The sequence below is a fragment of the Pseudomonas sp. 43mfcvi1.1 genome, from assembly GCF_900115935.1.
GTDB classification, from domain to species: Bacteria; Pseudomonadota; Gammaproteobacteria; order Pseudomonadales; family Pseudomonadaceae; genus Aquipseudomonas; species Aquipseudomonas bijieensis.
Map to the genome: position 1 here is coordinate 66659 of NZ_UETT01000019.1, position 14034 is coordinate 80692.

Consider the following 14034-nt stretch of genomic DNA (forward strand, 5'->3'; position numbering starts at 1 on the left):
TGACACTGCGGTGTGTCAGACAACTTGAATGGGGGGCGCTTCGCACCCCAGCGGGGATAAATCCCCTCGCCACAAAGAAATTCCTCTATCACATAAATTTTCCTCTGGTGCAGGCGTGCGCCGATCGAAGGGGTTTGGTGGTAAGCTCGCGCACCATGAATATCTACAGCTCCCGCCCCGTTGTCCTCTGTCTCTCCGGCCACGACCCTAGTGGCGGCGCCGGTTTGCAGGCAGATATCGAAGCCCTGCTCGCCCAGGGTTGTCATGCCGCCCCCGCCGTTACCGCGTTGACCGTGCAAGACACGGTCAACGTCAGTGATTTCCGGGTGCTCGATCGAGCGTGGGTGCTGGCACAAGCCAATGCCGTGCTCAACGACTCGCAGGTCGCGGCAGTCAAGCTGGGCATGCTCGGCTCGCTGGAGATGGTCGACACGGTGGTCGAACTGCTCCAGGCGCACCCGCATCTGCCCATGGTCTGCGACCCGGTGCTGCGCGCCGGCGGTGGCGGACGCCTGGGCAAGGATGAGGTCGGCTACGCCATGCGCGAACGCCTGCTGCCCCTGGCCGTCATCGCCACCCCCAACCTGCCGGAAGCGCGCATCCTCGCCGAACTGCCCGAAGGCAGCGCCGACGAGTGCGCGGAAAAACTGCTGCCCTTCGTCAAACACCTGTTGATCACCGGTGGTCACGGCGACGAACATGAAGTCCATAATCGCCTGTACAGCCGCGATGGCCGCCGCGAAACCTTTACCTGCCAGCGCTTGCCCGGCAGTTACCACGGTTCCGGCTGCACCCTGGCCAGCGCCCTCGCCGGTCGGCTAGCCCAGGGCGAACAGCTCGCCAGCGCCGTCAAGACTGCGCTGGACTACACCTGGCGCACCTTGCGCGATGCCGAACGACTGGGCAAAGGCCAGTTCGTACCGCGTCGCCTGCCGCTGGATTTCTGCTCGTAACACTGGAGGCCTGTGGAATGAAATTACGTGGCCTTTACGCCATCACCGATAGCCAATTGCTGGCTGGCAAGTTCCTCGCTTATGTAGAAGCGGCGTTGGAAGGTGGCGTGACCCTGCTGCAATACCGCGACAAAAGCAGCGACGAGGCCCGACGCCTGCGGGAAGCCGAGGCACTGCGTAACCTGTGCGAGCGCTACAAGACCCAATTGATCATCAACGATGACGCTGAACTGGCCGCGCGCCTGGGCGTCGGCGTGCACCTGGGCCAGACCGATGGCCCGTTGGCGCCAGTGCGGGCACTGCTCGGACACAAGGCGATCGTCGGCGCCACCTGCCACGCCAGCCTGGCACTGGCCGAACAGGCCGCCCGCGAAGGCGCCAGTTATGTCGCGTTCGGGCGCTTCTTCAATTCCAATACCAAGCCCGGCGCCCCCAGCGCAGACCTTGAACTGCTCGAACAGGCGCGCATCAAACTGCATATTCCGGTTTGCGCCATCGGCGGCATCACCCTGGAGAATGCCGCCCCGCTGGTGGCCCACGGGGTCGACCTGCTGGCGGTGGTCCACGGCCTGTTCGGTGCCGACAGCAGTGCTGAAGTGACGCGCCGCGCCCGCGCCTTCAACGAGCTGCTGCAGAACAAATAGTCTATTTTCCGTTTTCGAGAGCCCAACCATGTCCCGTTCCGAAACCCTGTTTGCCAATGCCCAGAAACACATCCCCGGCGGCGTGAACTCGCCCGTTCGTGCGTTCAAGAGCGTGGGTGGCACCCCGCTGTTCTTCAAGCACGCCGAAGGCGCGTACGTGACCGACGAAGACGACAAGCGCTATGTGGATTATGTCGGTTCCTGGGGCCCGATGATTCTCGGCCACAGCCATCCGGACGTGCTGGATGCCGTACGCAAGCAACTGGTACACGGCCTGTCCTACGGCGCCCCGACCGCGATGGAAACCGAGATGGCCGACCTGGTCTGCTCGATCGTGCCGTCGATGGAAATGGTGCGCATGGTCAGCTCCGGCACCGAGGCGACCATGAGCGCGATCCGCCTGGCCCGTGGTTTCACCGGTCGCGACAGCATTATCAAGTTCGAAGGCTGCTACCACGGCCACTCCGACAGCCTGCTGGTCAAGGCTGGCTCCGGCGCGCTGACCCAGGGCGTGCCGAGCTCGGCCGGCGTACCGGCGGCGTTCGCCAAACACACCCTGACCCTGCCGTTCAACGACCTCGAGGAAGTCGAGAAGATGCTCGGCGAAGTTGGCCAGGAAGTGGCGTGCATCATCGTCGAGCCGGTGGCGGGCAACATGAACTGCGTACCGCCGGCGCCGGGTTTCCTCGAAGGCCTGCGCAGCCTGTGCGACCAGCATGGCGTGGTGTTGATTTTCGACGAAGTGATGACCGGTTTCCGCGTGGCCCTCGGCGGCGCCCAGGCCCATTACGGCGTCACGCCGGACCTGAGCACCTTCGGCAAGATCATCGGCGGCGGCATGCCGGTGGGCTGCTTCGGCGGCAAGCGCAAGATCATGGAATGCATCGCACCGCTGGGCCCGGTCTACCAGGCCGGCACGCTGTCGGGCAACCCATTGGCCATGGCCGCCGGCCTGACCACCCTGCGCCTGATCAGCCGCCCGGGCTTCCACGCCGAACTGACCGACTACACCACCCGCCTGCTCGACGGTTTGCAGGTTCGTGCCGACGCGGCGGGCATCCCGTTCGTGACCACCCAGGCCGGCGGCATGTTCGGCCTGTACTTCAGTGGCGCCGATGACATCGTCACCTTCGAAGACGTGATGGCCAGCGACGCCAACCGGTTCAAGCGCTTCTTCCACCTGATGCTCGAGGGTGGCGTGTACCTGGCCCCGAGCGCATTTGAAGCCGGCTTCACCTCCATCGCCCACGGCGAGACCGAGCTGAAGATCTCCCTCGATGCGGCCGAGCGAGCCTTCGCTGCGCTGAAGTAAGACTGTGGATAACTGACGCTGGCTGAAGCTGGCGTCAGTTATTGCCGACAACTCCCCCGCTCTTTTCCTACGTATTTATGCCCGAAGCAGCTATTAGCATTCCCGCGCAGCAGAAAAACGAGTAAAGACTTTGTAAGGATGGCCCTGCTTATTTCATAATGCGCGCTTATTGGATCCCCCGGAGGGTCCGCGCGCCCCTCAGAGGTAAGTCGATTCCCATGAACCGCACCGGCCGCACCCTTGCCTTGGGCTGCCTGTTGCTCCTTCAGCCCCTGCTGGCGAATGCACAGGCAGGCGGCAACTCGTTGTTGATCCCGGCGCTGGGCCGTTGCACGCTCAACACCCAGCCACAAGATCTCGCACCGGCACTCGACGCCTGTCAAAAAGCGGCGGATGCAGGTGATGCACAAGCGCAATACGAGTTGGGCGAGTTCTACTACGAAGGCAAGGCTGCACCGCGCGACCTCAAGCAGGCCCTCAACTACTTCGAAAAAGCCTCCCTGCAAGGCCATGCCCAGGCGCAATTCAAGCTCGGCGGCATGTTCTTCCACGGCGAAGGCGTCCCGGCCAACAACGTCCAGGCCTACATTGTCCTGAAGATGGCGGCGGTCAACGGCGCCGAAGAGGCCTTGGACACCGCCGACGAAGTCGCCGAGCAAATGCCCCGCGACGAGCTGGAAGTGGCGACCCAGGTGCTGGGGCAGATCTTTCGCAAATACCTGATGGAATTGCAGAACGCCGATGGGCGTACACCTTTCTCCCCGCTGCCCTGAATCCACCGCAGCCTTGTGGCTGGGAGCTTATTGTGGCGAGGGAGCTTGCTCCCGCTGGAGTGCGAAGCGCTCCCAGAAATCTTAGGGCCGCTACGCAGCCCAGCGGGAGCAAGCTCCCTCGCCACAAAGGGCTGCGCTCAACTTATCGACAGGTTTATTTCTCAGGCATCGGCATCGGAAACGGCATCACATTGCCGACCGCGCCGCGGGCTTCGCTGATTTTCGGGGTGCCCAGGCGTTCGACTTCGTCGATGCGCACGATCGAATGCATCGGCACGAAGCTGCGCACCACGCCTTCGAACTGCGCCTTGAGCTTTTCTTCGCTCGGATCGACGACCACTTGCGTGCGCTCGCCAAAGACGAACTCTTCCACTTCCAGGAAGCCCCACAGATCACTTTGATAGATCTGCTTGGCGTACATTTCGAACACCTGGCCCTGGTTGAGGAAAATCACCTTGTAGATTGGAGCTTCACGTTTGGTCATGGCTGGCGAAACACATCGGCGGGTAAAAATGAGGGCGCGAACTATAGCATAGCCACTGCTCGCACAGCGGTAGGAACCGGGGGACTTGTTCCCTATAATGCGCGGTTCTTTGAATCACGTGATGATCCCGTCCATGGCCAAGAAGCTTTACATCGAAACCCACGGTTGCCAGATGAACGAGTACGACAGCTCGCGCATGGTCGACCTGCTGGGTGAACACCAGGCCCTGGAAGTCACCGCCCGCGCTGAAGATGCGGACGTGATCCTGCTCAACACCTGCTCGATCCGCGAACGCGCCCAGGACCGGGTGTACTCCCAGCTCGGCCGCTGGCGCGAGCTGAAGCTGGCCAACCCGGAAATGGTCATCGCCGTGGGCGGTTGCGTGGCCAGCCAGGAAGGCGCCGCCATCCGTGATCGCGCACCATACGTGGACGTGGTCTTCGGCCCGCAGACCCTGCACCGCCTGCCGGAGATGATCGACGCCGCGCGCAGCACCAAGCTGCCGCAAGTGGACGTCTCGTTCCCGGAGATCGAAAAATTCGACCACCTGCCCGAACCGCGCATCGACGGCCCAAGCGCCTATGTGTCGGTGATGGAAGGTTGCAGCAAGTACTGCACGTTCTGCGTGGTGCCCTACACCCGTGGCGAAGAAGTCAGCCGACCGTTCGACGACGTGATCGCCGAGATCATCCACCTGGCGGAAAACGGCGTGCGCGAAGTCACGCTGCTGGGGCAGAACGTCAACGGCTATCGCGGCCTGACCCATGACGGCCGCCTGGCGGACCTCGCCGAGCTGATCCGCGTCGTGGCGGCGGTGGACGGCATCGACCGCATCCGTTACACCACCTCGCACCCGCTGGAGTTCTCCGACAGCCTGATCCAGGCCCACGCCGACGTTCCCGAGCTGGTCAAGCACCTGCACTTGCCGGTGCAATCGGGTTCCGACCGGATCCTCGCCGCCATGAAACGCAACCATACGGCCCTGGAGTACAAATCCAAACTGCGCAAGTTGCGTGCGGCGGTGCCGGGGATCTGCATCAGTTCGGACTTTATCGTCGGCTTCCCTGGCGAAACCGAGAAAGACTTCCAGCAGACCATGAAGCTGATCGAAGACGTGGGCTTCGACTTTTCCTACTCCTTCGTCTACAGCCAGCGCCCTGGCACCCCGGCCGCCGATCTCGCCGACGAAACCCCCGAAGAAGTGAAAAAGGAACGGCTCAACGCCTTGCAACACCGCCTCAACCAGCAAGGTTTCGAGATCAGCCGACAAATGGTCGGTTCCATCCAGCGGATCCTGGTGACCGATTACTCGAAAAAAGATCCGGGCGAGTTGCAAGGCCGGACCGAGAACAACCGCATCGTCAACTTCCGCTGCGACACCCCGGCCCTGATCGGCCAGTTCGCCGACGTGCACATCGACGCCGCGCAACCGCACTCGCTGCGCGGTTCGCTGGTCCAGTAACCCCCGATCCCCTGTGAAAGCAGAACTTGTGGGAGCAAGGCTTGCCCGCGATACAGGCGCCTCAATTCTTGAGGGACCCAGTTGCATTCATCGCGGGCAAGCCTTGCTCCCACAAGCTTGCTCGGTTTATTAAGAGCTTTCGCACCCAGCCTACTGGCGTTATCCTTGATTTCACCTTAATTGCCCCTGGGCGGCTAAAAACGACCTTGAACGCACCCATCGAACCACATCGCTTTATTCTCGAGCCCTTTGAGGCTCGCCGCTTCGCCAATCTGTGCGGGCAATTCGACGAGCATCTGCGCTTGATCGAACAGCGCCTGGCCATCGAGATCCGCAATCGCGGCAACCAGTTCGAACTGATCGGCGAACCCAAGCACACCACCTCCGCGGAAAACCTGCTGCGCCGTCTCTACCGGGAAACCAAGGGGAGCGAGCTGTCGCCGGACACCGTCCACCTGTTCCTGCAGGAGTCGGCTGTCGAAGAACTCGACAACCACGCCCCGTCGGAACCTGCCGTGGCCCTGCGCACGAAAAAAGGCATGATTCGCCCTCGAGGCTTGAATCAGCAGCGCTACGTGAAGGAAATCCTCGGCAACGATATCAACTTCGGCATCGGCCCGGCCGGTACCGGCAAGACCTACCTGGCCGTGGCCTGCGCCGTCGATGCGCTGGAGCGGGAACAGGTACGACGCATCCTGCTGGTGCGACCGGCGGTCGAAGCGGGTGAGAAACTCGGCTTCCTGCCCGGCGACCTGGCCCAGAAGATCGACCCATACCTGCGCCCGCTCTATGACGCGCTTTATGAAATGCTCGGCTTCGAATACGTGGCCAAGCTGATCGAGCGCCAGGTCATCGAGGTCGCGCCGCTGGCCTACATGCGTGGCCGGACCCTGAACAATAGCTTCATCATCCTCGACGAAAGCCAGAACACCACGGTCGAACAGATGAAAATGTTCCTGACCCGGATCGGCTTCGGCTCCACCGCCGTCATCACCGGGGACATCACCCAGGTCGACCTGCCCCGTGGCACCAAGTCCGGGCTGAACCATGTGATCCAGGTCCTCAAGGATGTGCCGGGCATCAGCTTCACGCACTTCATGCCCAAGGACGTCGTGCGCCATCCGTTGGTGCAGCGCATTGTCGAAGCCTACGAGCGCTTCGAGCATCGCCAGGACGAGTCAGCGCCCGCAGACAAGGGCAATCGCCAAGATGCTTGAACTCGACCTACAAGTGGCCTGCGAACACGCCGCCCCCAGCGAAGCCCAGTTCCGCCAATGGTGCGAACTGGCCCTGCGCCAACGCAGCGCCGACTCGGAGCTGACGATCCGCCTGGTGGACGAGCCCGAAGGCCGCGAACTGAACCACACCTGGCGGCAGAAAGACTACGCCACCAACGTGTTGTCGTTCCCCGCCGACGTCCCCGACGAACTGCTCGACATCCCGTTGCTGGGCGACCTGGTGATCTGCGTCCCGGTGGTGGAGCGTGAAGCGACGGAACAAGACAAGACCCCTGAGGCCCACTGGGCCCATCTGGTGATTCACGGCTGCTTGCATCTACTGGGTTACGACCATATAGAAGATGCCGAAGCCGAAGAAATGGAAGCACTGGAACGAACGTTGCTTGCAGAGCTGGGTCATCCCGACCCTTACGCCGGCGACGAACACTGATACATCAACCTGTAACGACAAAGGATTCAGAGTAATCGCTATGAGCGAAGATCGATCGAGCAACGGGCAGAAGTCATGGCTGGGCAAGCTCACCCAGGCTTTTGCCCATGAGCCGAAAAACCGCCAGGAGCTACTGGAGCTGCTGCGCGATGCACACCAGAACAAACTGCTGGACAGCGAAGCGCTGGCCATCGTCGAAGGCGCCATCCAGGTCGCTGACCTGCAAGTTCGGGACATCATGGTCCCGCGCTCGCAAATGGTCAGCATCAAGGCGACCCAGACCCCGCGTGAATTTTTGCCCGCCGTGGTCGACTCCGCTCACTCACGCTACCCGGTCGTCGGCGAAAGCCATGACGATGTCATGGGCGTGCTGCTGGCCAAGGACCTGCTGCCGCTGATCCTTCAGGAAAACGGCGACAGCTTCAACATCAAGGACCTGTTGCGCCCGGCCACCTTCGTGCCCGAGTCCAAGCGCCTGAACGTGCTGCTGCGTGAATTCCGCGCCAATCACAACCACATGGCCATCGTCATCGACGAATACGGCGGCGTGGCCGGCCTGGTCACCATCGAGGACGTGCTCGAGCAGATCGTCGGCGACATCGAAGACGAGCATGACGTCGAGGAAGACAGCTACATCAAGCCTCTGCCCAGCGGTGACTTCCTGATCAAGGCCCTGACGCCGATCGAGAACTTCAACGAATTCTTCGACAGCCAATTCTCCGACGATGAGTTCGACACCGTCGGCGGCCTGGTGATGAGTGCTTTCGGGCATCTGCCCAAGCGCAACGAAACCACGGAAATCGGTTCCTGGCGCTTCCGCATCCTGAATGCCGACAGCCGTCGGATTCACCTGCTGCGCCTGTCCCCCATTGGCCGATAACCCCTGCGAGACCCGCTAAGGACAAAAATGCGCTGGATAACCCGCCCCGGCTGGCCCGGTAACCTGCTGGCCATGGCGGCCGGTGCGATCACCACCCTGGCCCTGGCGCCGTTCAATATCTGGCCGCTGGCATTGCTGGCGGTCGGCTTGTTCTATGCCGGGCTGCGCGAGTTGTCGCCACGCCAGGCCCTGGGCCGGGGCTGGTGTTTCGGCTTTGGTCTGTTCGGCGCCGGCACCAGTTGGATCTACGTCAGCATCCATAACTTCGGCGGCGCCTCGGTGCTGCTCGCCGGGTTGCTGATGCTGCTGTTCATCGCCGCCATCGCCTGGTTCTTCGCCCTGCCCGCCTGGCTCTGGGCGCGCTGGCTGCGGCGCAACGAGGCGCCGCTGGCCGATGCCCTGGCGTTCGCCGCGCTGTGGTTGGGCCAGGAAGCCTTCCGTGGCTGGTTCCTCACCGGGTTCCCGTGGCTCTATTCCGGCTACAGCCAACTCGACGGCCCGCTGTCCGGCCTCGCGCCGCTGGGCGGGATGTGGTTGATCTCCTTCACCCTGGCCTTGACCGCCGCGCTGCTGTACAACGCGCCCCAGTTGATCCGCAGCGGGCGCAAAGGTTTTATTGCGGCCGGCGTGATGCTGCTGATCGGCCCGTGGGTAGTCGGCATGGCTCTCAAGGGGCATGCCTGGACCAGCCCTTCGGGCGATCCGCTGAGCGTCGCGGCGATCCAGGGCAACATCGAACAAAGCATGAAGTGGGACCCCGAGCAGCTCAACGCGCAACTGGCGCTGTACCGCGACATGAGCTTCGCCTCCAAGCGCGTCGACCTGCTGATCTGGCCGGAAACCGCAGTACCGGTGCTCAAGGAGTCCGCCCAGGGCTACCTGGACATGATGGGCAACTTCGCCGCCGAGCGGCATTCGGCGTTGATCACCGGCGTGCCGATTCGCCAACTGGTCCACCACGAGAAGCGTTACTTCAATGGCATCACCGTGACCGGCGAAGGCGACGGCACCTACCTGAAGCAGAAACTCGTGCCGTTCGGCGAGTACGTACCGCTACAGGACATCCTGCGCGGCCTGATAGCGTTCTTCGACCTGCCCATGTCGGACTTCGCCCGGGGCCCGGCCGACCAGCCATTGCTGCAGGCCAAGGGTTACCAGATCGCACCGTTCATTTGCTATGAGGTGGTCTACCCGGAATTTGCCGCCAGCCTCTCGGCGCGCAGCGACTTGCTGCTGACCATCAGCAACGACACCTGGTTCGGCACCTCGATCGGCCCGTTGCAGCACCTGCAAATGGCGCAGATGCGCGCCTTGGAAGCCGGCCGCTGGATGATCCGCGCCACCAACAACGGCGTGACCGGCCTGATCAACCCTTTCGGTCAGATCACCGCACAGATCCCGCAATTCGAACGCGGCATCCTGTATGGCGAAGTGGTACCGATGCAGGACCTGACCCCGTACCTGCAATGGCGTTCGTGGCCATTGATCATTTTGTGTGTGTTGTTGCTGGGCTGGGCGTTGATGGCGGGACGGATGGCCAAAACGGTTTGACTCGTTCCCCATGTGAATGAAAAACCCTGTGGCGAGGGAGCTTGCTCCCGCTGGGGCGCGCAGCGGCCCCAAAAACAGGGCCTGCTTCGCAGTCCAGCGGGAGCAAGCTCCCTCGCCACAACAGCGATCACTTCACTCCGCGCGGTGTTTCAGCGATAGAACAACCAATACCCCACCAGCCCCACCGCCTCATTCATCAACTGCCCGGATTGCCAGATCGCCTTGAACTCCGGCATCCAGCCGCCCAACGGCCGGGCATTGTCCTGCCCCAGGAACCCCACCGGCGCCGGCACCACGTCAAACCCCGACCGCTGGAAACTCCAGACCGCCCGTGGCATGTGCCAGGCCTGGGTGACCACCACGACCCGCTTGATGCCTTGCGGCAGCAGGATTTCGGCGCTCATCCGGGCGTTTTCCCAGGTCGTACGGCTACGCCCCTCCTGCCAGCGCACGTTGACGCCGAAATCCTCCAGCATCGAATCCGCCATCAGCCTGGCCTCGCTGGGCGGGGTGCCATAGTGCAAGCCACCGGATGTCAGCACCGGCAAGCCTGAAGCCTTGGCCAGTCGCGCGGCATAACGCTGGCGCTCCAAGCCGACGCCGGTGGGTTGGTCGGCGCCCCAGGCCAGGTCACCGCGTTCACGGCCCGAACCGAGCACCACAATGGCGTCGGCACGTTGGGCCAGGGTCGCCCAATCACTGAGCAACAACGGCGGTTCGCGCTCCAGCGCCCTGGCGCTCCATTGCACCACCACGGGCAGGCTCATCAGCCAGAAACCACCCAACCCAACGAAAAAGCACAGACGGGCCAGACGCGGCCGAGAGTTGCGCCACCACCAGGCAAGCGCCAACAACAGCAAAAGAATGCCGGGCGGCAATAAAAGTTGTTTGATGAAATAGCGAAACGGCATCGGGCATCTCCATAGATGCCCGAAGCCTAGGTGGGTTGACGCAAAGCGACAACAGATTCGAAAAAACCTTGAATCAAAAAGAGCGACACGCGTGAATCCGGCTTTACTTGAACTGCAGCGACCGGACCTTTACAGCATCCTTGTCAGGCGTCCGGTCCTTGAGCCATACAACCTTGGCCGAACGGGGCGCATCGAGACGCTTGAGTACCTGGGCCCCACTGGTGGGAGCTTGATGTCCGGCCTGTTCGAGGTAAGCCTTGACCAGTTCGAACTCTGCGGGGCTCAAGCCACGCAGTTCCAGCTCTGCCGGGCGTTCATCACGCAAGCGACCGGCGGTTCTTGCAGCGTCCAGGGCAACCCCGAGACGATCGATCAGTTTTTCATACAACTCAGGTGTAGCGACTTTTCGTTGTGATTCAACCATCCCTCACCTCATTGAAGATAAGACTCACTCCCCATTGAGAAGCTTAGCTTCGCTGGGCAAACCGGCAGGGCGCCGCGACCAACGGCCCTGAACACCGGTCATCGCCGATGATTGACAATGGTTTGGCAACGGTTGAGCAGCAATCAGGGTTTCCCTCGGCAGAGCGCGGTCATGTATGCTACGGCGCTTCCTGTAACTCCACTTCCAGCTTGGCTGGACATCGAAAACGCCGCATTCGGCGTCGTCTGCGTCCAGCATGGCAACGAAGAGGATTGGGCCACCCCATTCAGTACAAAAGTAGCCATGCACGAACACTACCAGCCCCGTGAAATCGAAGCCGCCGCCCAGTCGTTCTGGGACGAGCAAAAGTCCTTTGAAGTCAGTGAACAGCCAGGCAAGGAGACTTACTACTGCCTGTCGATGTTCCCTTACCCCAGCGGCAAGCTACACATGGGGCACGTGCGCAACTACACCATCGGCGACGTGATCTCCCGTTACCAGCGCATGCAAGGCAAGAACGTCCTGCAACCCATGGGTTGGGACGCCTTCGGCATGCCGGCGGAAAACGCCGCGATGAAGAACAACGTGGCCCCCGCCAAGTGGACCTACGAAAACATCGCCTACATGAAGACCCAACTGCGCAGCCTGGGCCTGGCGGTGGACTGGTCCCGCGAGGTCACCACCTGCAAGCCCGAGTACTACCGCTGGGAACAATGGCTGTTCACCCGCCTGTTCGAAAAAGGCGTGATCTACCGCAAGAACGGCACCGTGAACTGGGACCCGGTGGACCAGACCGTACTGGCCAACGAGCAGGTGATCGACGGTCGCGGCTGGCGTTCCGGCGCGCTGATCGAAAAGCGCGAAATCCCGATGTACTACTTCAAGATCACCGCCTATGCGGATGAACTCCTGGAGAGCCTCGACGAACTGACTGGTTGGCCTGAACAGGTCAAGACCATGCAGCGCAACTGGATCGGCAAGTCCCGGGGCATGGAAGTGCAGTTCCCCTACGACGTCGCCTCCATTGGCGAAGCCGGCGCCCTGAAAGTCTTCACCACCCGTCCGGACACGCTGATGGGGGCCACCTATGTGGCCGTGGCCGCCGAGCACCCGCTGGCGACCCTGGCCGCCCGCAACAACCCCGAGCTGCAAGCGTTCATCGCCGAATGCAAGGGCGGTAGCGTTGCCGAAGCCGACGTCGCCACCCAGGAAAAGAAAGGCCTGCCAACCTCGCTGTTCGTCGAGCATCCGCTCACCGGCGAGAAACTGCCGGTATGGGTCGCCAACTACGTGCTGATGCACTATGGCGACGGTGCGGTCATGGCCGTGCCGGCCCACGACGAGCGCGATTTCGAATTCGCCCACAAGTACAACCTGCCGGTCAAAGCCGTCGTGCGCACCAGCGCCGGTGACCAGACCCCGGCTCCTTGGCAGGACGCCTACGGCGAACACGGCGAGCTGATCAACTCCGGCGAATTCGACGGCCTGGATTTCCCCGGCGCGTTCGATGCCATCGAAGTGGCCCTGATCAAGAAAAACCTCGGCGCCTCGCGCACCCAGTTCCGCCTGCGGGACTGGGGCATCAGCCGCCAGCGTTACTGGGGCTGCCCGATCCCGATCGTGCATTGCGACACCTGCGGTGACGTACCGGTGCCGGAAGACCAGCTGCCCGTGGTCCTGCCGGAAGACGTCGTACCCGACGGCGCCGGTTCGCCCCTGGCACGCATGCCTGAGTTCTATGAATGCAGCTGCCCGAAATGCGGCGCACCGGCCAAGCGTGAAACCGACACCATGGACACCTTCGTCGAGTCCTCGTGGTACTACGCCCGCTACGCCTCACCGCACTATGAAGGTGGCCTGGTGGAGAAATCCGCGGCTGACCACTGGTTGCCGGTGGATCAATATATCGGCGGTATCGAACACGCCATTCTCCACCTGCTCTACGCGCGCTTCTTCCACAAGCTGATGCGTGACGAAGGCCTGGTGAGCTCCAACGAACCGTTCAAGAACCTGCTGACCCAGGGCATGGTGATCGCCGAGACTTACTATCGTCGCGAAGCCAACGGCGCCTACACCTGGTTCAACCCGAGCGACGTCGAACTCGAACGCGACAGCAAAGCCAAGGTGATCAGTGCCAAGCTGATCGCCGACGGCCTGCCGGTGGAAATCGGCGGCACCGAGAAGATGGCCAAGTCGAAGAACAACGGCGTTGACCCGCAATCGATGATCGACCAGTTCGGCGCCGACACCTGCCGCCTGTTCATGATGTTCGCCTCGCCACCTGACATGAGCGCAGAGTGGTCCGACTCGGGCGTCGAGGGCTCGCACCGCTTCCTCAAGCGTGTCTGGCGCCTGGCGCAAGCCCACGTCACCCAGGGCCTGCCGGGCAAACTGGACATCAGCCGCCTGAACGACGAACAGAAAGCCATTCGTCGCTCGATCCACCTGGCCATCAAGCAGGCCAGCCATGACGTCGGCCAGAACCACAAATTCAACACCGCCATCGCCCAGGTGATGACGCTGATGAACGTGCTGGAAAAAGCCGCGCAAGGCACCGAGCAGGATCGCGCACTGGTTCACGAAGGCCTGGAAGCCGTGACCTTGCTGCTGGCGCCAATCACACCGCACATCAGCCACGAGCTGTGGAATCGCCTGGGTCACGCCGACCCGGTGATCGACGCCAGCTGGCCGGTGGTGGACGAAACCGCGCTGGTGCAGGACAGCTTGACCCTGGTCATCCAGGTCAACGGCAAGCTGCGCGGCCAGATCGAAATGCCGGCCGCCGCCACGCGTGAAGAAGTCGAAGCCGCTGCGCGGGCCAATGACAACGTACTGCGCTTTGTCGATGGCCTGACGATCCGCAAAGTGATCGTCGTGCCCGGCAAGCTGGTCAACATCGTCGCAAGCTAATTGGATCGGGCGCGAGGCTCAAGCCTGGCGCCGAATACAACCTGCGGGGTCGCATGGTCGAC

At 62.3% G+C, this 14034-nt stretch carries 13 protein-coding genes; 10 read left to right on the forward strand and 3 right to left on the reverse strand.

Annotated features, from left to right (window positions below; genetic code table 11):
- The first annotated feature begins 155 nt into the window (after window positions 1-155).
- The 4 genes from DTP52_RS27995 (at window position 156) to DTP52_RS28010 (ending at window position 3682) form a co-directional block, all read left to right on the forward strand.
- On the forward strand, window positions 156-953 hold the full coding sequence (locus DTP52_RS27995) for a hydroxymethylpyrimidine/phosphomethylpyrimidine kinase (RefSeq protein WP_109756271.1): 798 nt from the start codon (window positions 156-158) through the stop codon (window positions 951-953).
- 17 nt (window positions 954-970) lie between these two features.
- On the forward strand, window positions 971-1597 hold the full coding sequence (gene thiE / locus DTP52_RS28000; RefSeq protein ID WP_109756272.1) for a thiamine phosphate synthase: 627 nt from the start codon (window positions 971-973) through the stop codon (window positions 1595-1597).
- Window positions 1598-1625: 28 nt separating this feature from the next.
- Window positions 1626-2909 carry a glutamate-1-semialdehyde 2,1-aminomutase gene (gene hemL / locus DTP52_RS28005; RefSeq protein ID WP_109756273.1) on the forward strand — a complete coding sequence of 428 codons (1284 nt, stop codon included), beginning with the start codon at window positions 1626-1628 and terminating at the stop codon, window positions 2907-2909.
- Between the two features lie 218 nt (window positions 2910-3127).
- Window positions 3128-3682, forward strand: coding sequence for a tetratricopeptide repeat protein (locus DTP52_RS28010; RefSeq protein ID WP_053188388.1), 555 nt, complete (start codon window positions 3128-3130; stop codon window positions 3680-3682).
- Window positions 3683-3836: 154 nt separating this feature from the next.
- Here the strand turns inward: DTP52_RS28010 and DTP52_RS28015 are convergent, their stop codons facing one another.
- Window positions 3837-4166 carry a DUF1820 family protein gene (locus DTP52_RS28015; RefSeq protein ID WP_003185742.1) on the reverse strand — a complete coding sequence of 110 codons (330 nt, stop codon included), beginning with the start codon at window positions 4164-4166 and terminating at the stop codon, window positions 3837-3839.
- Between the two features lie 133 nt (window positions 4167-4299).
- Between DTP52_RS28015 and miaB the strand changes: the two genes are divergently transcribed.
- The 5 genes from miaB (at window position 4300) to lnt (ending at window position 9727) form a co-directional block, all read left to right on the forward strand.
- Window positions 4300-5628: a tRNA (N6-isopentenyl adenosine(37)-C2)-methylthiotransferase MiaB gene (gene miaB / locus DTP52_RS28020; RefSeq protein WP_162893869.1), complete on the forward strand. Its 1329-nt coding sequence runs from the start codon at window positions 4300-4302 to the stop codon at window positions 5626-5628.
- A gap of 206 nt (window positions 5629-5834) precedes the next feature.
- The gene (locus tag DTP52_RS28025; protein ID WP_109756275.1) at window positions 5835-6845 is read left to right on the forward strand and encodes a PhoH family protein; all 1011 of its coding nucleotides are present in this window, start codon (window positions 5835-5837) and stop codon (window positions 6843-6845) included.
- A complete protein-coding gene (gene ybeY, locus DTP52_RS28030) occupies window positions 6838-7296 on the forward strand; it encodes an rRNA maturation RNase YbeY (protein WP_109756276.1) in 459 nt (152 codons plus the stop codon). The genes DTP52_RS28025 and ybeY overlap by 8 nt, the downstream gene beginning before the upstream one ends.
- Before the next feature lie 40 nt (window positions 7297-7336).
- Window positions 7337-8176, forward strand: a complete 840-nt coding sequence (locus tag DTP52_RS28035; RefSeq protein WP_003205870.1) for an HlyC/CorC family transporter — start codon at window positions 7337-7339, stop codon at window positions 8174-8176.
- 27 nt (window positions 8177-8203) lie between these two features.
- Window positions 8204-9727 (forward strand): apolipoprotein N-acyltransferase, encoded by a 1524-nt coding sequence (lnt, locus tag DTP52_RS28040; protein WP_109756277.1) that lies wholly within the window; start codon window positions 8204-8206, stop codon window positions 9725-9727.
- 149 nt (window positions 9728-9876) lie between these two features.
- Here lnt and DTP52_RS28045 read toward each other — a convergent pair whose 3' ends face one another.
- Both DTP52_RS28045 and DTP52_RS28050 read right to left on the reverse strand, forming a co-directional pair.
- Window positions 9877-10638: a YdcF family protein gene (locus DTP52_RS28045; RefSeq protein ID WP_109756278.1), complete on the reverse strand. Its 762-nt coding sequence runs from the start codon at window positions 10636-10638 to the stop codon at window positions 9877-9879.
- Between the two features lie 103 nt (window positions 10639-10741).
- Complete coding sequence (locus tag DTP52_RS28050) at window positions 10742-11062, reverse strand: hypothetical protein (protein WP_109756279.1); 321 nt, start codon at window positions 11060-11062, stop codon at window positions 10742-10744.
- A gap of 303 nt (window positions 11063-11365) precedes the next feature.
- Here DTP52_RS28050 and leuS point away from each other — a divergent pair, with 303 nt between their 5' ends.
- Window positions 11366-13972: a leucine--tRNA ligase gene (gene leuS / locus DTP52_RS28055; RefSeq protein WP_109756330.1), complete on the forward strand. Its 2607-nt coding sequence runs from the start codon at window positions 11366-11368 to the stop codon at window positions 13970-13972.
- Window positions 13973-14034: the final 62 nt, after the last annotated feature.